20 protein-coding genes are annotated in these 20,687 nt (G+C 60.3%); 11 read left to right on the forward strand and 9 right to left on the reverse strand.

The window, feature by feature from the left end; all coding sequences use genetic code 11:
- The first annotated feature begins 52 nt into the window (after positions 1-52).
- Positions 53-1,594: a sensor histidine kinase gene (locus QR290_RS01055; RefSeq protein WP_289204135.1), complete on the forward strand. Its 1,542-nt coding sequence runs from the start codon at positions 53-55 to the stop codon at positions 1,592-1,594.
- A 156-nt stretch (positions 1,595-1,750) separates the two neighbouring features.
- Here QR290_RS01055 and QR290_RS01060 read toward each other — a convergent pair whose 3' ends face one another.
- The 4 genes from QR290_RS01060 to glyQ form a co-directional block, all read right to left on the reverse strand.
- Positions 1,751-2,530: a lysophospholipid acyltransferase family protein gene (locus QR290_RS01060; protein ID WP_115079795.1), complete on the reverse strand. Its 780-nt coding sequence runs from the start codon at positions 2,528-2,530 to the stop codon at positions 1,751-1,753.
- Between the two features lie 82 nt (positions 2,531-2,612).
- On the reverse strand, positions 2,613-3,152 hold the full coding sequence (gmhB, locus tag QR290_RS01065) for a D-glycero-beta-D-manno-heptose 1,7-bisphosphate 7-phosphatase (RefSeq protein WP_164872121.1): 540 nt from the start codon (positions 3,150-3,152) through the stop codon (positions 2,613-2,615).
- Between the two features lie 4 nt (positions 3,153-3,156).
- Entirely contained in the window at positions 3,157-5,211 is a 2,055-nt protein-coding gene (gene glyS / locus QR290_RS01070; RefSeq protein WP_289204136.1) for a glycine--tRNA ligase subunit beta, read from the reverse strand.
- Positions 5,208-6,161 carry a glycine--tRNA ligase subunit alpha gene (gene glyQ / locus QR290_RS01075; RefSeq protein WP_003187265.1) on the reverse strand — a complete coding sequence of 318 codons (954 nt, stop codon included), beginning with the start codon at positions 6,159-6,161 and terminating at the stop codon, positions 5,208-5,210. The genes glyS and glyQ overlap by 4 nt, the downstream gene beginning before the upstream one ends.
- 81 nt (positions 6,162-6,242) lie before the next feature.
- On the opposite strand from glyQ, the gene tag reads away from it, so the two are divergent.
- Positions 6,243-6,800 carry a DNA-3-methyladenine glycosylase I gene (gene tag / locus QR290_RS01080; RefSeq protein WP_085713089.1) on the forward strand — a complete coding sequence of 186 codons (558 nt, stop codon included), beginning with the start codon at positions 6,243-6,245 and terminating at the stop codon, positions 6,798-6,800.
- Between the two features lie 40 nt (positions 6,801-6,840).
- Positions 6,841-7,728 carry a lysophospholipid acyltransferase gene (locus QR290_RS01085; RefSeq protein ID WP_289204137.1) on the forward strand — a complete coding sequence of 296 codons (888 nt, stop codon included), beginning with the start codon at positions 6,841-6,843 and terminating at the stop codon, positions 7,726-7,728.
- Between the two features lie 51 nt (positions 7,729-7,779).
- On the opposite strand, the gene QR290_RS01090 is transcribed toward QR290_RS01085, so the two are convergent.
- Genes QR290_RS01090 through def form a run of 5 tightly spaced genes read right to left on the reverse strand, consistent with a single transcriptional unit; the run spans position 7,780 to position 12,343 of the window.
- On the reverse strand, positions 7,780-8,094 hold the full coding sequence (locus QR290_RS01090; protein WP_115079799.1) for a hypothetical protein: 315 nt from the start codon (positions 8,092-8,094) through the stop codon (positions 7,780-7,782).
- 20 nt (positions 8,095-8,114) lie between these two features.
- A complete protein-coding gene (trkA, locus tag QR290_RS01095; RefSeq protein WP_085606334.1) occupies positions 8,115-9,491 on the reverse strand; it encodes a Trk system potassium transporter TrkA in 1,377 nt (458 codons plus the stop codon).
- A 22-nt stretch (positions 9,492-9,513) separates the two neighbouring features.
- The gene (gene rsmB, locus QR290_RS01100) at positions 9,514-10,824 is read right to left on the reverse strand and encodes a 16S rRNA (cytosine(967)-C(5))-methyltransferase RsmB (RefSeq protein WP_115079800.1); all 1,311 of its coding nucleotides are present in this window, start codon (positions 10,822-10,824) and stop codon (positions 9,514-9,516) included.
- Positions 10,821-11,780 (reverse strand): methionyl-tRNA formyltransferase, encoded by a 960-nt coding sequence (gene fmt, locus QR290_RS01105; RefSeq protein ID WP_289204138.1) that lies wholly within the window; start codon positions 11,778-11,780, stop codon positions 10,821-10,823. Before fmt ends, rsmB begins: the two co-directional genes overlap by 4 nt.
- A gap of 56 nt (positions 11,781-11,836) precedes the next feature.
- The gene (gene def, locus QR290_RS01110; protein WP_007954104.1) at positions 11,837-12,343 is read right to left on the reverse strand and encodes a peptide deformylase; all 507 of its coding nucleotides are present in this window, start codon (positions 12,341-12,343) and stop codon (positions 11,837-11,839) included.
- 169 nt (positions 12,344-12,512) lie between these two features.
- Here def and QR290_RS01115 point away from each other — a divergent pair, with 169 nt between their 5' ends.
- The 8 genes from QR290_RS01115 (at position 12,513) to QR290_RS01150 (ending at position 20,676) form a co-directional block, all read left to right on the forward strand.
- The gene (locus QR290_RS01115) at positions 12,513-13,538 is read left to right on the forward strand and encodes a LysM peptidoglycan-binding domain-containing protein (protein ID WP_289204139.1); all 1,026 of its coding nucleotides are present in this window, start codon (positions 12,513-12,515) and stop codon (positions 13,536-13,538) included.
- A 79-nt stretch (positions 13,539-13,617) separates the two neighbouring features.
- Positions 13,618-14,718 (forward strand): DNA-processing protein DprA, encoded by a 1,101-nt coding sequence (dprA, locus tag QR290_RS01120; protein ID WP_289204140.1) that lies wholly within the window; start codon positions 13,618-13,620, stop codon positions 14,716-14,718.
- Between the two features lie 54 nt (positions 14,719-14,772).
- Entirely contained in the window at positions 14,773-15,330 is a 558-nt protein-coding gene (locus QR290_RS01125; protein ID WP_007954101.1) for an L-threonylcarbamoyladenylate synthase, read from the forward strand.
- A gap of 272 nt (positions 15,331-15,602) precedes the next feature.
- Positions 15,603-16,274 (forward strand): hypothetical protein, encoded by a 672-nt coding sequence (locus QR290_RS01130; protein ID WP_289204141.1) that lies wholly within the window; start codon positions 15,603-15,605, stop codon positions 16,272-16,274.
- A complete protein-coding gene (locus QR290_RS01135; RefSeq protein ID WP_289204142.1) occupies positions 16,252-16,986 on the forward strand; it encodes an iron-containing redox enzyme family protein in 735 nt (244 codons plus the stop codon). The genes QR290_RS01130 and QR290_RS01135 overlap by 23 nt, the downstream gene beginning before the upstream one ends.
- Positions 16,987-17,028: 42 nt before the next feature.
- Positions 17,029-18,123, forward strand: coding sequence for a DUF3419 family protein (locus tag QR290_RS01140; protein ID WP_115079806.1), 1,095 nt, complete (start codon positions 17,029-17,031; stop codon positions 18,121-18,123).
- Positions 18,120-19,388, forward strand: a complete 1,269-nt coding sequence (locus QR290_RS01145) for an aminotransferase class I/II-fold pyridoxal phosphate-dependent enzyme (RefSeq protein ID WP_115079807.1) — start codon at positions 18,120-18,122, stop codon at positions 19,386-19,388. Before QR290_RS01140 ends, QR290_RS01145 begins: the two co-directional genes overlap by 4 nt.
- Complete coding sequence (locus QR290_RS01150; protein WP_289204143.1) at positions 19,378-20,676, forward strand: phenylacetate--CoA ligase family protein; 1,299 nt, start codon at positions 19,378-19,380, stop codon at positions 20,674-20,676. The genes QR290_RS01145 and QR290_RS01150 overlap by 11 nt, the downstream gene beginning before the upstream one ends.
- Positions 20,677-20,687 lie beyond the last annotated feature (11 nt).

Consider the following 20,687-nt stretch of genomic DNA (forward strand, 5'->3'; position numbering starts at 1 on the left):
TCCTCAGACCGGCCGTCTATGAAACCATTCAACCCGCCCTGCCCTGTTTCCCATGAATAACCACCGCCGACACGAAAGCCGCGTACCCAGCCAGGTTCAGCGTTTGTTCCGGCAACTGGTGCGCGAGTGGGTGTGGATAAGTCTAGTGCTGTTGCCGTTGACTGCACTGCTTTCCTGGCGTGCGCAGATCAATTTGCATGACCCGGCGCCGTTGATGGGCGCGGGACTCTCGGTAGCCATGGTCGCGTGCGTACTCGGGTTGCTGCTGTGGCGCCCGCGCCTGGCGCTCTGGCTGACATTGGGCGGGATGGCCTGCGTGCTGCTGACCAGTGCAGGCCTGGCGGAGATGCGGCGTTGGTGGTCGCCGACGCCGGCAGTGCTGGGCATGTTGTTCGGTTATCTGATCTGGAACTGGCGGCGCCTGAGTGTGGTGCTGACCTACTTCGGCTGGGAGCTGGCGCGGCTGGACAGTGAACCGAAAGTCTTTCCCGAACGACGCCGGGCACAGTTCCCCAGCGCCGACCGCTTGCAGGGGCAGATCATGGCGCTTGAGCAAGCCATGAGCCGCACCCGCGATACCCGCCGATTCATTGCCGACGGGTTGGAATATCTGCCGGTCGCGACCCTGATCAGCGATCCGCGGGGGCAAGTCTTGTTGGGCAACCGCAAGGCCCGGAGCCTGTTCGATCACAATCTGGTAGGCGAGGATGTACTCGATCAACTGGCGAGCCTGGGCTATCCGGAGTTGTCCACAGATCCGCGCCCGCCGCTCTCCGAGCTGCCTCTGCTGGAATTTCGTGACCACAAGGAACGTAGCCTGCGCCTGGAGCGTGCCGCGTTGTTGCCGGTTGATGGTGACCTGCCGATCGGCTGGCTCCTGAGTCTCACCGACCTGAGCGCCGAACGCGCCGCCGAGGAACAGCGCGGTGTGTTGCTGCGCTTCCTGTCCCATGACCTGCGCGCGCCGCATTCGGCGATTCTCGCTCTGCTCGATGTACACCAGCATCAGGCAGGAACGGATTCGCCACTGTTCGAACAGATCGAGCGCCAGGTTCGTCGGGCGCTGGAACTCACCGACGGCTTCGTTCTGTTGGCCAGGGCCGAATCCGAGGCGTATCAGTTTCAGCCGAGCCTCTTCGGAATGCTGGTCATGGATGTGTTGGATCAGGCGTTGCCCATCGCCCAGCAAAAGCGCATCGAGCTCTTGAGCGACATGGACGAACAATCCCAGGAGCGTCTGATCCTGGCCGACCAGGGTTTACTGACCCGAGCACTGTTCAACCTGCTGGAAAATGCGATCAAGTACAGCCCGGCCGGATCCACGGTCGACATGCGTGTCAGCTGCCAAGATGACTGGCTGAGTTGTGAACTGACCGATCAAGGCAAAGGCATTGCTGCAGAGGAGCTGCCCGATCTGTTCAGTCAATACCGACGCTTTTCTTCTGCACAAGGTATCGACGGCGTGGGGTTGGGGCTGTCGATGGTCAAAGCCGTGGTGGATCACCATGGCGGCCGGATCGAATGCCTGAGTGTGGTCGATCAAGGCACGACGTTCCGTGTGGAACTGCCGCTGATCGTCGAAGAGCAGGCATAAAAAAACCGGCTATATCAGCCGGTTTCCTTACTTCCGAAAAAACTTATGCACCTTTTACGGTGTTTTATCAGCTTCGGAAATATATAAATAAATCAGTCACTTAATTTGATAATTCGGGACTTTGCGAACAAACCGTACACAGGTTATCCACAAATCTCAGACAGCGATCTGATCGTTCGCAGCCGGTGCCTCAGGTGCGGGAGGCAGCGAGCCCATTTCCCGCTGGGTCTTCTCGTTCCATGCCTGCACCCGGTCATTGAGATCGGCGATGGCGCGAGGGCCGCTGCCCTCGGCGTACATCGGCTCACCAATCACCACAGTGATCACGCCGGACTTTTTGCCCCAACCGATTTTCGGCCAGAACTTGCCGGCATTGTGCGCAATCGGCAGCACCGGAAGCGCCGCATTCACGGCCAATGCGCTGCCACTGCGGGAGAACTTGCCGATGGTGCCATGAGGAACGCGAGTGCCTTCAGGGAAGATCAGCACCCAGACATTGTCCTTCAGCAGCTCGTCACCTTTCGCCGCAACCTGCTTGAGGGCGGCTTTCGGGTTGTCGCGGTCAATGGCGATCGGCCGCAACATGGCCATCGCCCAGCCGAAGAACGGCACATACAGCAATTCGCGCTTGAGCACCTGGCTCAAGGGCGAGAAATAAGCGGAGAGAAAGAACGTCTCCCAGGTGCTCTGGTGGTTCGATTGAATCACGCAGGGCCGGTCAGGCACGTTTTCCGCACCTTTGATTTCGTAACGGATACCGAGAAACACCTTGGTCAACCACAAGGCGCAGCGGCACCAGTACACGTTGATGAAACGATAGCGCGCCTTGAACGGCAGAAAGGGCGCGATAAAAAAGCTCAGGCTGCACCACAGCAGAGCGGTGGTGCCCAGCAGCAGGTAAAAGAGGAAGATTCTGATGGCCTGCAGTATCGACATGGCGACGTTTACCGTTACGGGCAATGCCCGACTGTTCAAGCGCACTCCCGATCAATCCCTGGTCAGGAACTTCAGAAGTACTCTAGTTGTGGATAAGTTCTGCGGCAATCGCCGCGAGATCGTCAAAAATCAGGGTGCCCACCGGCAAGGTCTTGGCCTGAGTCTTTTCGCCTTTCCCGGTCTTTACCAAAACGGGCTGTGAATCGACGGCTTTGGCGGCCTCCAGGTCACCAAGGCTGTCGCCGACGAACCAGACATTCGTCAGCGCGACGTTGTAATGCTGCGCGATGGTTTTCAACATCCCCGGTTTCGGCTTGCGGCAATCGCAACCTTCGTCCGGCCCATGCGGGCAATACACAATCAGCCCGACTTCACCGCCCTGCTCCGCCACCAGTTCGCGCAGGCGCGCGTGCATGGCATCGAGGGTGGCGAGGTCGTAGTAGCCGCGAGCAATGCCCGACTGGTTGGTAGCGACCGCCACCGTCCAGCCGGCCTTGCTCAACTGCGCAATCGCTTCGATCGAGCCGGGCAGCGGAATCCACTCCTCCACCGACTTGATGTAAGCGTCGGAGTCGTAATTGATCACTCCGTCCCGATCGAGAATCAGCAGTTTCAACAGCAATCCCTCAACCCAGCAGCGAAATGTCGGCAACGCCCAGGAACAAGCCACGCAGACGCGCCAGCAGCGCGTAACGGTTGGCCCGCACATTGGCGTCTTCGGCATTGACCATCACCGCGTCGAAGAACGCGTCCACCGGCTCGCGCAGGGCGGCCAGGCGTGCCAGCGATTCGTTGTACTGACGCGCTGCGGCCATTGGCTGTACAGCCTGGTCCGCTTGCTGGATCGCCGAGTACAGCGAGAACTCGTTGGCATTGTCGAAGTACTTGGCCTGGACTTCGGTCGGCACCGAGCCTTCCACCTTGCTCAGCAGGTTCGACACACGCTTGTTCACCGCCGCCAGCGCTGCCGCTTCCGGCAGTTTGCGGAAGGCCTGAACCGCTTGCACACGCTGGTCGAAGTCCAGCGCCGAACCCGGCTTCAGGGCACGTACCGACAGGTAGGTGGCCACATCCACGCCTTCGTCTTCGTAACGCGCACGCAGACGGTCGAAGATGAACTCCAGCACCGCTTCGTTCAGGCCGGCAGCCTTGACCTTGGCACCGAACGCATTCACGGCGAAAGCCACGGCGTCGTTCAGGTCCAGATCCAGTTGTTTCTCGATCAGGATCCGCAGCACGCCCAGTGCCGCACGGCGCAGGGCATACGGGTCTTTGCTGCCGGTCGGCAGCATGCCGATGCCGAAGATGCCGACCAGGGTGTCGAGCTTGTCGGCGATGGCCACGGCCGCACCGGTCAGGGTGGCAGGCAGTTCAGCGCCGGCACCGCGCGGCATGTACTGCTCGTTCAGCGCCAGGGCAACGTCTTCCGGCTCGCCGTCGTTGAGGGCGTAGTAGTAACCGGCGACACCTTGCATCTCCGGGAACTCGCCGACCATTTCGGTGGCCAGGTCGCACTTCGACAGCAAACCTGCACGGGCAGCCCACGAAGCGTTGCCGCCAATGCGTGCGGCGATGTACGCGGCCAGTTTCGACACGCGCTCGGCCTTGTCGTAGACGCTGCCGAGTTTTTCCTGGAACACCACGTTCTGCAGGCGATCGTTGAACGCTTCGAGCTTCTGCTTCTTGTCCTGCTTGAAGAAGAACTCGGCGTCGGTCAGACGTGGGCGAACCACCTTCTCGTTACCGGCGATGATCTGCTGCGGGTCTTTGGATTCGATGTTGGCCACAGTGATGAAACGCGGCAGCAACTTGCCGTCGGCATCCAGCAGGCAGAAGTACTTCTGGTTGTCCTGCATGGTGGTGATCAGTGCTTCCTGCGGCACGTCGAGGAAACGTTCCTCGAACGAGCACACCAGCGGCACCGGCCATTCGACCAGCGCGGTCACTTCGTCGAGCAGCGGCGGTGGCACGATCGCGGTGCCTTCCTGACGGGTTGCCAGCTCTTCGGTGCGCTTGCTGATGATCTCGCGCCGCTCGTTGGCGTCGGCCAGCACGTAGGCGGCACGCAGGTCGGCCAGGTAGCTCGACGGCGAGCCGATGCGCACGCTTTCCGGGTGGTGGAAACGGTGGCCACGGGATTCACGGCCAGCCTTCTGCGCGAGGATCGTGCAGTCGATGACCTGGTCGCCGAGCAGCATCACCAGCCACTGGGTCGGACGCACGAACTCTTCCTTGCGCGCACCCCAACGCATGCGTTTCGGGATCGGCAGGTCGTTCAGCGAGTCTTCGACGATGGTCGGCAGCAGGCTGGCGGTCGGCTTGCCGGCGATGTTCTGGCTGTAGCGCAGTTTCGGACCGCTCTGGTCGATTTCGCTCAGCTCGACGCCGCACTTCTTGGCAAAGCCCAGTGCCGCTTGAGTCGGGTTGCCTTCAGCGTCGAATGCAGCCTGACGTGGCGGGCCGTCGAGGTTGATGCTGCGATCCGGCTGCTGGGTGGCCAGCGCGGTGATCAGCACAGCCAGACGACGCGGTGCGGCGTAGACGGTTTTGGTTTCGTAGTTCAGGCCGGCAGCCTGCAGGCCCTTGTCGATACCGGCCAGGAACGCTTCGGCCAGGGTATTCAGGGCTTTGGGTGGCAGTTCTTCGGTGCCCAGTTCAACCAGAAAATCTTGAGCACTCATTGTGCAGCCTCCAGCTTGGCCAGTACTTCGTCACGCAGGTCCGGGGTTGCCATCGGGAAGCCCAGCTTGGCGCGGGCCAGCAGGTAGGCTTGGGCGACGGAACGCGCCAGGGTGCGAACGCGCAGAATGTATTGCTGACGTGCGGTCACCGAGATCGCCCGGCGCGCATCCAGCAGGTTGAAGGTGTGCGAAGCCTTCAGGACCATTTCGTAGCTTGGCAACGGCAGCGGCTGGTCGAGTTCGATCAGGCGCTTGGCTTCGCTTTCATAGAAGTCGAACAGTTCGAAAAGCTTGTCGACGTTGGCGTGTTCGAAGTTGTAGGTGGACTGCTCCACTTCGTTCTGGTGGAACACGTCGCCGTAGGTCACTTTGCCGAACGGACCGTCAGCCCAGACCAGGTCGTAGACCGAATCCACGCCCTGCAGGTACATGGCCAGACGTTCGAGACCGTAGGTGATCTCGCCGGTCACCGGGTAGCACTCGATGCCGCCCGCCTGCTGGAAGTAAGTGAACTGGGTCACTTCCATGCCGTTCAGCCAGACTTCCCAGCCCAGACCCCAGGCGCCGAGGGTCGGCGATTCCCAGTTGTCTTCGACGAAGCGGATGTCGTGGACCAGCGGGTCCAGGCCGACATGCTTGAGGGAGCCCAGGTACAGTTCCTGGAAGTTGTCCGGGTTCGGCTTCAGGACTACCTGGAACTGGTAGTAGTGCTGCAGACGGTTCGGGTTTTCGCCGTAACGGCCGTCAGTCGGGCGGCGGCTTGGCTGTACGTAAGCGGCGTTCCAGGTTTCCGGGCCGATGGCACGCAGGAATGTCGCGGTGTGGAAAGTGCCGGCGCCTACTTCCATATCGTAGGGCTGAAGTACCACACAACCTTGCTCGGCCCAGTATTGCTGGAGCGCGAGGATCAAGTCTTGGAAGGTACGCACGGCTGGCGTAGGCTGGCTCACGAAATTCACCTGTTTCTTGGGCTGCGATTTAAAGAGCGGGAGTATACCCGATTCAGTCGCACCTCCACCCCCTGGAGCCTTATGCCACGCTGCTTTTGGTGCAACGAAGATCCGCTGTACATGGCTTACCACGATCAGGAGTGGGGCACGCCGCTACGCGATGCGCAGGGATTGTTCGAGTTGCTTTTGCTCGAAGGGTTCCAGGCCGGGCTTTCGTGGATCACCGTGCTGCGCAAGCGCGAGCGATATCGCGAGGTGTTGTACGGCTTCGACGTACAACGCGTGGCGCAGATGAGCGACGCGGAAATCGATGACTTGATGCTCGATCCGGGGATCATCCGCAACCGCCTCAAGCTCAACGCCGCCCGACGCAACGCCCAGGCGTGGCTGGCGCTGGAAGACCCGGTGGCTTTCCTCTGGTCGTTTGTGGATAACCGGCCGGTGATCAATCATTTCAAGGATCGCAGCGAAGTCCCGGCCATCACCCCGCAGGCCGTGGCCATGAGCAAAGGCCTGAAAAAGGCCGGGTTCACCTTCGTCGGCCCGACCATTTGCTATGCGCTGATGCAGGCCTCGGGCATGGTCATGGACCACACTCAGGACTGCGACCGCTACGCGCAGCTGGTCAACGCCGGTTAGAATGGCCGCCTCGCGCACAGCACAAGATCAGGAGTGACCTGTGGAAAAGTTTAAAGGCGCCATGCTGGTTGGCGCTCTGCGGCTGTTTGCCCTGCTTCCATGGCGGGCCGTGCAGGCCGTGGGTTCGGCGATCGGCTGGATCATGTGGAAAACCCCCAACCGTTCCCTCGATGTGGTGCGGATCAACCTCGCCAAATGTTTTCCACAGATGGACCCGGCCGAACGTGAGCGTCTGGTCGGCCAGAGCCTGAAAGACATTGGCAAGTCCCTGACCGAAAGCGCCTGCGCATGGATCTGGCCGGCCCAGCGTTCCATCGACCTGGTGCGTGAAGTCGAAGGTCTTGAGGTGCTGAAAGAAGCGCTGGCCTCGGGCAAGGGCGTGGTTGGTATCACCAGCCACCTGGGCAATTGGGAAGTGCTCAACCACTTCTATTGCAGCCAGTGCAAACCGATCATTTTCTACCGGCCACCGAAGCTCAAGGCTGTGGATGAATTGCTGCGCAAACAACGCGTGCAACTGGGCAACAAAGTCGCGGCGTCGACCAAGGAAGGCATCCTCAGTGTCATCAAGGAAGTGCGCAAGGGCGGTCAGGTGGGGATTCCCGCAGACCCGGAGCCTGCCGAATCCGCCGGGATCTTCGTGCCGTTCTTCGCCACTCAGGCCCTGACCAGCAAGTTCGTGCCGAACATGCTCGCCGGTGGCAAAGCCGTCGGGGTGTTTCTGCATGCCCTGCGTCTGCCGGACGGTTCCGGCTACAAGGTGATCCTGGAAGCCGCGCCGGAAGCCATGTACAGCACCGACACCGAAACTTCCTGCGCGGCGATGAGCCAAGTGGTCGAGCGTTATGTGGCGGCTTATCCGAGCCAGTACATGTGGAGCATGAAACGCTTCAAGAAGCGTCCGCCGGGCGAGGCGCGCTGGTACTGATCAGCGATGTGCAATTGTGGATAACCTGACAAAACGGGTTATCCACAGCCGTCACGGCTTCTGCCGATCGAGCTTCTTCAGAAACACCGTCATTTCCTTCTCGGCCTGCTTGTCGCCATGGGCCCGGGCCGCCTCCAGCCCCTGCTCCCACGCCTGCCGTGCGGACGCCAGATCACCCAGCGCCAAATGCGCCTTGCCCAACAATTTCCACGCCGCCGAATACTTCGGATCGAAGCCGACACAGCACTGCAAATGTTCTGCCGCCTTCGCGCTCTCCCCCAGATCCAGATAACCCTTGCCAAGGCCAAAGCGCAGCAGCGAGTTATCCACACCCTTGGCGAGCATTTTTTCCAGGGATTCGATCATCGGTCTCGCCTCTTGGTCGGTCAGAAGAAACTCAGGCCCACGTGGAACAGCTTCTCCACATCGCGAATATGCTTTTTATCCACAAGGAACAGAATCACATGGTCGCCGGCGGCGATCACCGTATCGTCGTGGGCGATGATCACTTCTTCATCGCGGATGATCGCGCCGATGGTGGTGCCCGGAGGCAGTGCGATGTTTTCGATCGCCTTGCCGATGACCTTGCTCGACTTCGAATCACCATGGGCCACCGCTTCGATGGCTTCGGCCGCGCCCCGGCGCAACGAGTGCACGCTGACGATATCGCCGCGCCGCACGTGGGCCAGCAAGGTGCCGATGGTCGCCAGTTGCGGGCTGATGGCGATGTCGATGTCGCCGCCCTGGATCAGGTCGACGTAGGCCGGGTTGTTGATGATCGTCATCACCTTCTTCGCGCCCAGACGCTTGGCCAGCAGCGACGACATGATGTTGGCTTCGTCATCGTTGGTCAGGGCGAGGAAGATGTCCGCGTCGGCGATGTTCTCTTCCAGCAGCAGATCGCGATCCGACGCGCTGCCCTGTAGCACCACGGTGCTGTCGAGGGTGTCGGAGAGATAGCGGCAGCGCGCCGGGTTCATCTCGATGATCTTCACCTGGTAGCGGCTTTCGATGGCCTCGGCCAGCCGCTCGCCGATCTGCCCGCCGCCGGCGATGACGATGCGCTTGTAGCTTTCGTCGAGCCGGCGCATTTCGCTCATCACTGCGCGAATGTTCGCACGGGCAGCGATGAAGAAGACTTCGTCGTCTGCCTCGATCACCGTATCGCCCTGAGGAAGAATCGGTCGGTCACGACGGAAAATCGCCGCCACTCGGGTTTCCACATTCGGCATGTGTTCGCGCAACTGGCGCAGCTGCTGACCCACCAATGGCCCGCCGTAGTAGGCGCGAACCGCGACCAGTTGCGCCTGGCCTTCGGCGAAATCGATCACCTGCAAGGCGCCGGGGTGCTGGATCAGACGCTTGATGTAATTAGTGACCACCTGCTCGGGACTGATCAGCACGTCGACCGGAATCGCCTCGTTCTGAAACAGTTGCTCCTCGCGGGTCAGGTAGGACGCTTCGCGCACCCGGGCAATCTTGGTCGGGGTGTGGAACAGGGTGTGGGCGACCTGGCAGGCCACCATGTTGGTTTCGTCGCTGTTGGTCACTGCGACCAGCATGTCGGCGTCGTCGGCACCGGCCTGACGCAAAATGTTCGGCAACGAGCCACGGCCCTGCACGGTGCGGATGTCGAGGCGATCGCCAAGATCGCGCAGACGGTCGCCGTCAGTGTCGACCACCGTGATGTCGTTGGCCTCGCTGGCCAGATGTTCAGCCAGCGAACCGCCGACCTGTCCCGCACCGAGGATGATGATTTTCATCCAGTCACTCCATTGAATCCGTTTAGCCGCGCGCGGCAGCGATCTTGATCAGCTTGGCGTAGTAGAACCCGTCATGCCCGCCCTGCTGGGCCAGCAATTGGCGACCATGGGGCTGCTTGATCCCGGCGGCGGTGGCCAGGTCCAGCTCCCGTGCGCCCGGCGTACGCTCAAGAAACGCGGCGATCACTTCGGTGTTCTCGGTCGGCAAGGTCGAGCAGGTGGCGTAGAGCAGGATGCCGCCCACTTCGAGGGTTTTCCACATCGCGTCGAGCAACTCGCCTTGCAGTTGTGCGAGGGCCACGATGTCGTCGGCCTGACGGGTCAGCTTGATGTCTGGATGGCGGCGGATCACCCCGGTTGCCGAGCACGGCGCGTCGAGCAGGATGCGCTGGAACGGCTTGCCGTCCCACCAGGCTGCCGTGTCGCGGCCGTCGGCGGCGATCAGTTCGGCGTTCAGACCGAGGCGTTCGAGGTTTTCCTCCACCCGCACCAGACGCTTGGCTTCCAGGTCCACCGCCACCACGCCGGCCAGTGCCGGCTCGGCTTCGAGGATGTGGCAGGTCTTGCCACCCGGCGCGCAGCAGGCGTCCAGCACTCGCTGGCCCGGAGCGAGGTCGAGCAGGTCGGCGGCCAGTTGTGCGGCTTCGTCCTGCACGCTGATCCAGCCTTCGGCGAAGCCCGGCAGGCTGCGCACGTCGGCAGCAGCGTCGAGGACGATGCCGTCGCGGCTGAAAGTGCACGGCTGCGCGGCGATCCCGGCTTCAGTCAGCAGACCCAGGTACGTGTCACGGCTGTGATGACGACGGTTGACCCGCAAGATCATCGGCGGATGCGCGTTGTTGGCCTCGCAAATGGCTTCCCATTGTTCAGGCCAGAAGGCCTTGAGGGATTTTTGCAGCCAGCGCGGGTGGGCGGTGCGCACCACCGGATCGCGCTCCAGTTCGGCGAAGATCGCCTCATGTTCGCGCTGGGCATTGCGCAGTACGGCGTTGAGCAAGCCTTTGGCCCAAGGCTTTTTCAGCTTGTCGGCGCAACCGACGGTTTCGCCGATGGCGGCGTGCGGCGGAACGCGGGTGTAGAGCAGTTGATAGAGACCGACCAGCAGCAGCGCCTCGACATCGGCGTCGGCAGCCTTGAACGGTTTCTGCAGCAGTTTCTCCGCCAGTGCCGACAAGCGTGGCTGCCAACGGGCGGTGCCGAACGCCAGGTCCTGGGTGAATCCGCGATCGCGATCCTCGACCTTGTCCAGTTGCGTTGGCAGGGAGCTGTTGAGCGAAGCCTTGCCGCTCAGGACGGCGGCGAGTGCCTTGGCGGCGGCCAGACGCGGGTTCATTGCGCGTCCACCGCTGCGCCCAGCACGATGCCGGTGGCGAATTTCTCACGACGGCTGTTGAACAGATCGCTGAAGTTCAGCGCCTTGCCGCCGGGCAATTGCAGGCGGGTCAGGCACAGCGCCTGCTCGCCACAGGCGACAAGCAGGCCGTCCTTGCTGGCGCCGAGGATGGTGCCCGGTGCGCCTTTGCCTTCGGCGAGTGTCGCCGCCAGCACTTTCAGCGCTTCGCCGTTGAGCGTGCTGTGAGTGATCGGCCATGGATTGAAGGCGCGGACCAGACGTTCCAGCTCGACGGCCGGACGGCTCCAGTCGATGCGTGCTTCGTCCTTGTTCAGTTTGTGCGCATAGGTGGCGAGCTCATCGTTCTGCACTTCGCCTTCCAGGGTGCCGGTGGCCAGACCGGCAATCGCCTGCACCACGGCGGGCGGGCCCATTTCGGCAAGGCGATCGTGAAGGCTGCCGCCAGTGTCTTCGGCGCTGATCGGGGTCACGACCTTGAGTAGCATCGGCCCGGTATCGAGGCCGGCCTCCATGCGCATCACGGTCACGCCGCTTTCGGCATCGCCCGCTTCCACGGCGCGCTGGATCGGCGCCGCACCGCGCCAGCGTGGCAGCAGTGAGGCGTGGCTATTGATGCAGCCCAGGCGCGGAATATCCAGCACCGCTTGCGGCAGGATCAGGCCGTAGGCCACCACCACCATCAAATCCGGCTTCAGTGCTGCGAGCTCGGCCTGAGCGTCAGCGTTGCGCAGGGTCGGCGGCTGCAACACCTGGATATTGTTTTCCAGGGCGAGCTGTTTGACCGGGCTCGGCATCAGTTTTTGCCCACGACCGGCCGGACGATCCGGCTGGGTGTAGACCGCAACGATCTCGTAAGGGCTGTCCAGCAGGGCCTTGAGGTGTTCGGCGGCGAATTCCGGGGTACCGGCAAAAACGATGCGCAGTGGCTCAGTCATGGGGGAGTCTCATAAAAAGAAAAAGGCTTGCCGCAGCAAGCCTTTGGAGAGGGGCATCAAGCGTTCTGGCGGTGCTGCTTTTCCAGTTTCTTCTTGATCCGGTCGCGTTTGAGCGTGGACAGGTAATCGACGAACAACTTGCCGTTGAGGTGGTCGCATTCGTGCTGGATGCACACCGCGAGCAGGCCTTCGGCGATCAGTTCGTAAGGCTTGCCGTCGCGGTCCAGAGCCTTGATCTTGACTTTCTGCGGGCGGTCGACGTTTTCGTAGAAACCCGGTACCGAAAGGCAGCCTTCCTGGTATTGCTCCATTTCGTCGGTCAGCGATTCGAACTCGGGGTTGATGAACACCCGGGGTTCGGTGCGGTCTTCGGAAAGGTCCATCACGACGATACGTTTGTGCACGTTGACCTGGGTCGCGGCAAGGCCGATGCCCGGCGCTTCATACATTGTTTCAAACATGTCATCGACCAGCTGACGCACTTCGTCGTCCACTACAGCCACAGGTTTGGCGATAGTGCGCAGACGCGGGTCCGGAAATTCGAGGATGTTCAAAATGGCCATAAGCTTGATTGCTGCACGTGTGAGGTAAAGTCGGGCGATGGCCTGGCGGGTCCGAAGATGCAGGCTACCGTTGTGAAACGTAGCTCCTTGCTTTTCAGCATAGAGCAGGGAGCGAGCCACGGGGGCTCTGGCGTTTCACGCGAACGCACATAATAAAGGGATTCACCGCATGAGGAAATCACTACTCGCCCTGCTGTTTCTGGCCTCGGCCGGCACCGCGCACGGGCAAGTGCAACTCAAGGAAGGTTTTCCACAGCAATACACGGTGGTTTCGGGGGATACGCTCTGGGACATCTCCGGTAAATATTTGCGCGAACCCTGGCAGTGGCCGCAGCTGTGGCGGGCCAATCCGCAGATCGAAAACCCCAACCTGATCTATCCGGGCGACACGCTGACGCTCAGTTACGTCAACGGCCAGCCGCGCCTGACCGTCAATCGCGGCGAGTCGCGCGGCACCATCAAGTTGTCGCCGCGTATCCGTACCAGTCCGGTGGCCGAGGCGATTCCGAGCATTCCACTCAAATCCATCAACAGCTTTCTGCTGAGCAACCGCATCGTCGACAAGGTCGAGGACTTCGACAAGGCGCCGTACATCGTCGCCGGCGATGCCGAACGGGTGCTCAGCGGCACCGGCGACCGGATCTTCGCTCGTGGTCATTTCGACCCGAACCAGCCGGTCTACGGCATCTTCCGCCAGGGCAAGGTCTACACCGATCCGCAGAGCAAGGAGTTTCTGGGGATCAATGCCGACGACATCGGCGGTGGTGAAATCGTCGCCACTGAAGGCGACGTCGCCACCCTCGCCCTGCAACGCACGACCCAGGAAGTGCGCCTCGGCGACCGCTTGTTCAGTGGCGAAGAGCGTTCGATCAACTCGACCTTCATGCCCAGCGCTCCCACTACCGACATCAACGGCCTGATCATCGATGTGCCCCGAGGCGTCACGCAGATCGGCGCGATGGACGTGGTAACGCTGAACAAGGGCAAACGCGACGGTCTGACCGAAGGCAACGTGCTGGTGGTGATGAAAACCGGGGAAACCGTACGTGACCGGATCACCGGTCAGCCGCTGAAAATCCCCGATGAACGCGCCGGATTGCTGATGGTGTTCCGCACCTACGACAAACTCAGTTACGGCCTCGTGCTGAACGCATCGCGCTCGCTCGCGGTGCTGGACAAGGTGCGAAATCCTTAGCTGGCTTCACAAGTTACCAACAAAGTTATCCACAGCTTGTTCCGAAAGGTTCGGGCCTTATAACGATCAAGGACGATCCATGATGATGCCTGACTCTTCGCCGGTTTCCCCGGCGGAAATGGAAGCGCGCCTGCGCCTGCACCGCTTGCCGGAGATCGGTCCCAAGCGTTTCACCAAACTGCTCGAAGCCTTCGGCTCGGCCTCGAAGGCGATCAGCGCACCCGCCAGCGCCTGGCGCTCGCTGGGTTTGCCGGCGACTTGCGCCGAGGCCCGACGCTGCCCTGAAGTTCGCGACGGCGCCAGCCATGCATTGCGCTGGCTAGAGCGTCCGAATCAACATTTGCTGATGTGGGATCAGCCGGATTACCCGGCCTTGCTGGCGCAGATTCCCGACCCGCCGCCCTTGCTGTTCGTCGCTGGCGACCCACGGATTCTGGAAAAACCGCAACTGGCGATGGTCGGCAGTCGCCGTGCCTCCCGCCCCGGCATGGACACTGCCGCTGCGTTTTCCCGCAGCCTCGCGGGGGCCGGATTTGTCATCACCAGCGGACTGGCGCTGGGCATTGATGCGGCGGCGCATCAAGCCGCTGTCGACGTCGGCGGGCAAACGGTCGGTGTGCTCGGTACTGGTCTGGAAAACTTTTATCCACAGCGCAACCGGCGGTTGGCGGACGCGATGATTGCGTCCGGCAGTGCAGTGCTTTCGGAATTCCCTCTGGACGTCGGGCCAACGCCGAGCAACTTCCCCAGGCGCAACCGGATCATCAGCGGTTTGTCCCTCGGTGTGCTGGTGGTCGAGGCCAGTGTCGCCAGTGGTTCGTTGATCACCGCGCGGCTGGCCGCGGAACAGGGGCGTGAGGTGTACGCCATTCCGGGTTCGATCCACCACCCCGGCGCCCGGGGCTGTCATCAACTGATCCGTGATGGGGCGGTGCTGGTGGAAACCATCGAGCACATTCTCGAAGCCTTGCGCGGTTGGCAGCATCTACCGGTATCCACCGCCGCCGCGAATCCGGATAACCCGTTGCTGCGTCTGCTGCACGCCGCGCCGCACACCAGCGAGGGCCTGGCGGACAGCAGTGGCTGGGCGCTGCCCAAAGTGCTGGCGGCGTTGACCGAACTGGAGATGGATGGCCGTGCGGTGTGCGAAAACGGCCGCTGGTTTGCGCGTGTGAGCTAGGTTTTACATTGAAGATCGGTAAACTGCGCGAAACCTGTTTGCGGAGAGTTTTTCATGGTCAACAGTTGGCGTGTGCAACAAGCCGCACGAGAGATTCGCGCCGGGGCGGTGATTGCCTATCCAACCGAAGCCGTCTGGGGGCTGGGGTGCGATCCTTGGAATGAAGAAGCGGTGGATCGCCTGTTGGCGATCAAGAACCGTTCGGTGGACAAAGGGTTGATCCTGGTCGCCGACAACATTCGTCAGTTCGATTTTCTGTTCGAGGATTTCCCCCAGGACTGGATCGACCGCATGGCCAGCACCTGGCCGGGCCCGAATACCTGGCTGGTGCCGCATCAGAACCTGTTGCCGGAGTGGGTGACCGGGGTGCATGACACCGTGGCACTGCGGGTCAGCGATCATCCGCAGGTGCGGGATCTGTGCTCGCTGGTGGGGCCGTTGATTTCCACGTCGGCGAATCCGCAGGGGCGGCCGGCGGCGAAAAGTCGCTTGCGGGTCGAGCAGTATTTCCGCGGCCAGGTCGATCTGGTGCTCGGCGGAGCGCTGGGCGGTCGCAAGAACCCGAGCCTGATTCGGGATCTGGCCACCGGCAATATCGTGCGCCCGGCCTGATACCACCCCTGGTTAATTTCGTGAGTACTCCTCGGCTTTCATGGCGAGGGGTACTACGCATGCCTCCGACTTTTCCTTCATGTGGCTGAAGTTATAGTTCGTTTTTTTGGTTCGATTTTTTCCTTTCTACGTCAGATGAATCCGTAAGTATTCAATTGTTGTAATTTTTCCGACGTTATTCTCAGAAGCCACACAGTGGCGATTTTTCTAAAACCATTCATTATTTCAATGCGCTCAGAAAACTTCGAAAAGTTAACGGCTGCGGAGAAGAAATGGATATCAGGGATTCGCAATTAACGGATTATTTTCAGGAGATTCAGGCGACCTTTAAAAGGCGTCATGAAAACTATCGCATCGTTATTCTTGAAGCAGGATCAGATACACGAGAGTTTGAACGGTTTGTTTCCCGTCATTTCAGGCTGCGATTGCAACACTACATGTTGACACCCAAAGCCAGATTACTTGAAACACATCTGGCGATTATCTCGCGCAGTACCCACTTTTTGTTGTATCAGCACGACAGGCCCACGGCGGTATTGCGAGTGACCCCCGGGCCGTTCGAATGGGCTTCACTGGCGCAACAGCAACTGTCTCCTGCCACGACGTTGTCGCGCCATGTCGAGTTCAGCCGCTTGATCAGCCACTCGCAAACGCAGTTTCCCGTGTCGATCAACGGCCTGCTGGCGGCTGCCACGGAATGGGCGATCAAGCGGGGATATGAAGGGGTTACCGCGCTCTGCCGATCACCACAACGGCGATTGTTCCAGCGTTTCGGCCTGACGCCCATCACCACCGATGCTCTACGCATCGAACAGCGCCAGCGCGGCGATTACTGGCTGCTCTCGGCTCAATGGCAGCAAATCCTCACAGCACTTCAACAGTCTGCCCACCTGCTTGCCAACCCATTGGAGAACCCGCTTGATGAACTCGCCTCTCAGTTTTGAACAACAATTAAGCCTGCTTGATGAGCGAATCGAAAAGGCATGGGCCGATATTCTGGAAAGTTCGCGGTTGGTGAATGCCATCCGCGAAGGTAGCGTTTCAAAAGCCTTATATGCGATCTACATGATCCAGACTTTTCACTACACGGCACACAATGCGCGAAATCAAGGATTGGTCGGAGTCCGACATGCGGATAATCCGGTGTATGCCAAGTTTTGCTTTGAACATGCGGCACAAGAAGTCGGCCATGAAAAAATGGCACTGCATGATGTCCTGAGTCTTGGTCTGAAAAATGAAGTTTTTGATATTCCACCTGCACTTCCGGCAACAGATGTATTGATCGCCTACTTATACTGGATTTCCTTTACCGGTAATCCGCTACAACGGCTTGGTTATAGTTATTGGGCAGAGAACGCTTACCAGTTCATTAATCCGTTGATTAACAATCTGAGTGAGGTTCTGGAGCTCAAACCCGCTCAACTGACGTTCTTTATTGCGCATTCCGACATTGATATCGAGCACTTCAATGAAATCAAACTCATGCTGCAGCGCACCTGCAAGCGACAGGAAGACTGGGATGCGATCAGCACTGTCATGGAAACCAGCCTGCGTCTGACCGGCAACATGCTCGAGGCGGTTTACGAGCAGTTCGAGGCCTGGAAAAACGGGTTGGCGCCCCGATACGACTTCCTCCACGCCCTGGACAACCAATGAAGGCCGCCCGCCGATGTTCAGATCAGATGGCTGGAGGCAGACATGGCTGACTATTTCGACCGGCTCAACTACACGCTGGGGGATGAAGACACTGCGCTCGAGTACGCGATCCTGCCCAGACATGCCGGGCACGTGCTGGGTATTGCCGGTTGCGGCGGCCGGTTGTTGCCGTTGCTGGCCGCCGCTCCGTCACGCATGACCTGTACCGATATAAGCGCGCCGCAACTGGCGTTTACCCGATTGCGTTTTGCCCTGCTGGAACAGACCGATCACGAGTCGTTCATGGCGTTCATGGGCTATCGAATGGAAAGCCTGAGGTCGCAACGCCAATCCATTTTCCAGCAACTGGTTTTACCGCCGGCGGATCGTCGCTGGTTGTCCGCGCTGTTCCAGTCCCGGCACTGGGAGGCGCCGATTTACATGGGCGCATTCGAGCAGACCCTGAAGCGGTTGGCGAAGATCACCGGACTGCTTACCGGCAAGGCTGGCCGGGGAATTTTTCAGTTCGGCCTGCTTGAGGAGCAAACGGAGTATTACCGAAACCGCTTTCCGCTCAAGCGCTGGAAAGCCGTGATCGCTTTGCTGGGAAACGCAGCAGTGCTCAATTCGCTGCTGTACAAGGGCGCGTTTCCACCCAACAACCTGGGGATCAGTTCCCGCGCGGCGTATCTGGAAATTTTTCATACGTTGTTCACCACTCAGGTGGTCCGGGAGAGCTTTTTCCTGCAAATGCTGTTTTTCGGTGAGCTGCGTTATCCACAAGGCTTTCCGCTGGAGTGCGATCCGGCAATTTTCCGGCGTGCCCGCGAGGGGCTTCAGCAGTGCGAGTTACGCGTGGTGCAGGCCGACATCCTCGACTGTGCTGCCGGGGAAACAGCCATCGATTTCGTATCGCTGTCGGACGTGCCGTCCTTCATGCCCGAAGCGGCCGGCAAGAACGTTTTGCAGCGCCTGGCACCGGCCCTGTCGGAAAACGCACAGGTGGTCATGCGGGGGCATTTGCATGTGGTGCGACCCGATTGCGCAGGCTTCCGCGATATCACCCATCAGTTCCAGGCAGACATAGCGCGAGAAAGAACCCAGCTCTGGCATGTCCAGGTCTATCGCCGCACACCCTCTTTGCAGGTATCCCGATGAACACTTTTCAACCAACCGTCAATTGGGTCAGAAACCGTGTCCGGCAGGCGCGTGACGATCAGCAACAGCTATTCGATGCGGGGCTGAATGGCCTGAAACTGGCAAAACGTGAAGGGAAAGAGATCGAACTCGACAGTGGCGAACGGCTGACCGAGTTTCTTTCCTGCTCTTATCTGGGACTGGAGTGTGATCCCCGCTTGATTCAAGGAGCGGTCAGCGCCTCGAAGTCCTTCGGTGTGCAGTTCGCCGCCGCACGAACCCGAGCGCTGTTGCCGCCCATGTGTGAACTGGATGAACTGCTGAACCGGATATTTCAGGGACATACGGTCACCTTCAACTCGGTGGGCAGTGCGCACCTTGGCTGTCTGCCGCTACTCGGCTCCGGCGAGATGCCCTCGTATCCCATGCGTCGTGGCCCCTGCTGGATTGTCGACCGTTCCGCTCATGCTTCGATGCAAGTGCTACAAGGTATTCTCTGGCAATTCGGCCCGATCCAGCGCCGTGATTGCAGCGATATAGAACAGGTGGAGGAAGCGTGTTCAACGGCCGTCGCAGCGGGTAATACACCCATCATTCTGACGGACAGCATTGGCTCGATGCGCGGTGTGTACCCGGTCAATCGCCTGCTGCAACTGGCGGAGCGTTTCGACGGTTATCTCTATGCGGATGACGCCCACGGTACCTCGATCCATGGTTTCGCCGGAGGTGGTTACGCGCTGGATGCGGCGGGTGAACGATATCGTGGCCGGTTGATTCTCCTGTCGTCGCTGTCCAAGGCGTTCGGTGCAACCGGCGGGGCAATCACTGTGCGCACCGAAGCCGATGCCGAAATGATTCGCCGCCATGCTTCGACCTATACGTTCGGCGGGCCACTGTCTGTTGCCGGGGTGGGCGCGGCAGTTGCCTCGGGGAAAATTCATTTGTCGCCTGAGCTTGGGCAATTGCAGGTGGCGCTGTGGAAAAATATCGCCACGATCGACCGGTTGCTGGGGCCAGTAATGGGCAATCACCATGTCGCGTCCCCCATTCGATTCGTCCGCGTCGGGGCCGAGAGAGATGCGATCAGCCTGGCGCAGCATTTGCGCCGGCATGGCATGGCGGTCACTACCGCGCTGTTTCCGGTGGTCGCCAAGGGCGAGGCGATTTTGCGTCTGGCCATCAGCGCGAGCCACAGTCAGCGCCAGCTGGAATCTCTGGCGAACGCCGTCCGTAGCGGATTCGATGAACTGGGCATTCGTCAGGGAGGGCGCGGCCATGAGCAATGAATCGGTAACGGATGTATCGGCCGACGCCTTTGCTCGTAAATTGGCTCACGCGCGTTCTCTGCCGTGGTTCCGTGCACTGTATCCGCGAATCCTGGAAGTACAGAACTTGTCCGATCTGCATCGACTGCCGGTTCTGGCGGTGGAAGACGAGTTCGGCGGCGGGCTGTTTTCCGCGCTCGGTGACGCTTCTCATCGAGCACCGGGCGGTGGACTGACCCTGACCTCGGGAGGCAGCACCGGCAGTTGCAAACAGATCACCCATTCCTGGGCGTTCAACGCTGCAATCGTGCACTTGGGGGCACGGATGTTTGGTCCGGCGGACGAACGCCCTGAGGTGGTCATCAACTGCCTGACTGCCGGGGAAATGCAGGGAGCCTTTCAATACGCGTCAGCCATCGTCCAGCACGTTGGCGCACGCTTGTTGCCTGCCGGTTCACAAATGGGCGTGCAACGCATTGCCGAACTGATTGAGGCACACAAGGCCGATGCGTTGATATGTACTCCCTCCTTCGCTGCCGCGTTGTTCAACCATGTCAAAGTCGGTGTAGCCCGGCCGGGCAGCCTGAAGTGGCTTTATTACATCGGAGAACCCTGCAGTGAAACGCTGCGCGACCAGTTGGCCCGGGATTGGCCGATGCTCAATATTCGCTCGTTGGGTTACAGCTCGACGGAGACCGGCCCCATCGGTTTTCAGTGTGCCTATCTGAAGCACGGTTTTTATCATCTGCATGCCGACGCCATGCTGCTCGAAGTGGTTGATCCTCTGACCCTGAACGCTGTGGCTGAAGAGCAAACCGGTGAGTTTCTGCTGACGCCACTGCTGCCTGATCACGTGCCGCTGTTGCGCTACCGGATCGGGGATCGTGGGCAAATCCTGCGCACAGAAACCAAGTGTGCCTGTGGCAGTTTCCTGCCGGTGCTGGCGCTGGAGGGGCGGATCGAGACTTCGATCAAACTGGGTGGCGCGCTCATCACTCAGTCACAGGTATTGCACGTACTCCGGCAGCTTTTACCGCAGTTGCAGGCCACCGATGTCCAGGTGCAGATTGATCGACAGTCGGAGGGTGCACGCATGCGTCTGGTCCTCGCTGAGGACACACTGACAGCCGACACACGAAGCGTCATTGAAGATGCGTTGCAGGTCGAAGGACAGGCTAGCGCACTGCTCAGGTTGCCCGGTGTGCTGGGGCTGGAGGTGAAACGTCTTGCCCGTCAGGAATTCGAAACCACCCTGGCCGACAAGACGCCGTTTTTTGTGACGCTGGAACAGACCCCTGCACTGTCATGAAGATGTGCAGA

The organism is Pseudomonas fluorescens (assembly GCF_030344995.1).
In the GTDB taxonomy this organism is placed as follows: Bacteria; Pseudomonadota; Gammaproteobacteria; order Pseudomonadales; family Pseudomonadaceae; genus Aquipseudomonas; species Aquipseudomonas fluorescens_BF.

What these genes read in the sequence shown, in the direction of transcription:
- QR290_RS01055 (WP_289204135.1), top strand. Translation starts at nt 53, where the DNA reads ATGAATAACCACCGCCGACACGAAAGCCGCGTACCCAGCCAGGTTCAG.
- QR290_RS01060 (WP_115079795.1), bottom strand. Translation starts at nt 2,530, where the DNA reads ATGTCGATACTGCAGGCCATCAGAATCTTCCTCTTTTACCTGCTGCTG.
- glyS (WP_289204136.1), bottom strand. Translation starts at nt 5,211, where the DNA reads ATGAGTGCTCAAGATTTTCTGGTTGAACTGGGCACCGAAGAACTGCCA.
- tag (WP_085713089.1), top strand. Translation starts at nt 6,243, where the DNA reads ATGCCACGCTGCTTTTGGTGCAACGAAGATCCGCTGTACATGGCTTAC.
- QR290_RS01090 (WP_115079799.1), bottom strand. Translation starts at nt 8,094, where the DNA reads ATGATCGAATCCCTGGAAAAAATGCTCGCCAAGGGTGTGGATAACTCG.
- trkA (WP_085606334.1), bottom strand. Translation starts at nt 9,491, where the DNA reads ATGAAAATCATCATCCTCGGTGCGGGACAGGTCGGCGGTTCGCTGGCT.
- rsmB (WP_115079800.1), bottom strand. Translation starts at nt 10,824, where the DNA reads ATGAACCCGCGTCTGGCCGCCGCCAAGGCACTCGCCGCCGTCCTGAGC.
- fmt (WP_289204138.1), bottom strand. Translation starts at nt 11,780, where the DNA reads ATGACTGAGCCACTGCGCATCGTTTTTGCCGGTACCCCGGAATTCGCC.
- def (WP_007954104.1), bottom strand. Translation starts at nt 12,343, where the DNA reads ATGGCCATTTTGAACATCCTCGAATTTCCGGACCCGCGTCTGCGCACT.
- QR290_RS01115 (WP_289204139.1), top strand. Translation starts at nt 12,513, where the DNA reads ATGAGGAAATCACTACTCGCCCTGCTGTTTCTGGCCTCGGCCGGCACC.
- dprA (WP_289204140.1), top strand. Translation starts at nt 13,618, where the DNA reads ATGATGATGCCTGACTCTTCGCCGGTTTCCCCGGCGGAAATGGAAGCG.
- QR290_RS01125 (WP_007954101.1), top strand. Translation starts at nt 14,773, where the DNA reads ATGGTCAACAGTTGGCGTGTGCAACAAGCCGCACGAGAGATTCGCGCC.
- QR290_RS01130 (WP_289204141.1), top strand. Translation starts at nt 15,603, where the DNA reads ATGGATATCAGGGATTCGCAATTAACGGATTATTTTCAGGAGATTCAG.
- QR290_RS01135 (WP_289204142.1), top strand. Translation starts at nt 16,252, where the DNA reads ATGAACTCGCCTCTCAGTTTTGAACAACAATTAAGCCTGCTTGATGAG.
- QR290_RS01140 (WP_115079806.1), top strand. Translation starts at nt 17,029, where the DNA reads ATGGCTGACTATTTCGACCGGCTCAACTACACGCTGGGGGATGAAGAC.
- QR290_RS01145 (WP_115079807.1), top strand. Translation starts at nt 18,120, where the DNA reads ATGAACACTTTTCAACCAACCGTCAATTGGGTCAGAAACCGTGTCCGG.
- QR290_RS01150 (WP_289204143.1), top strand. Translation starts at nt 19,378, where the DNA reads ATGAGCAATGAATCGGTAACGGATGTATCGGCCGACGCCTTTGCTCGT.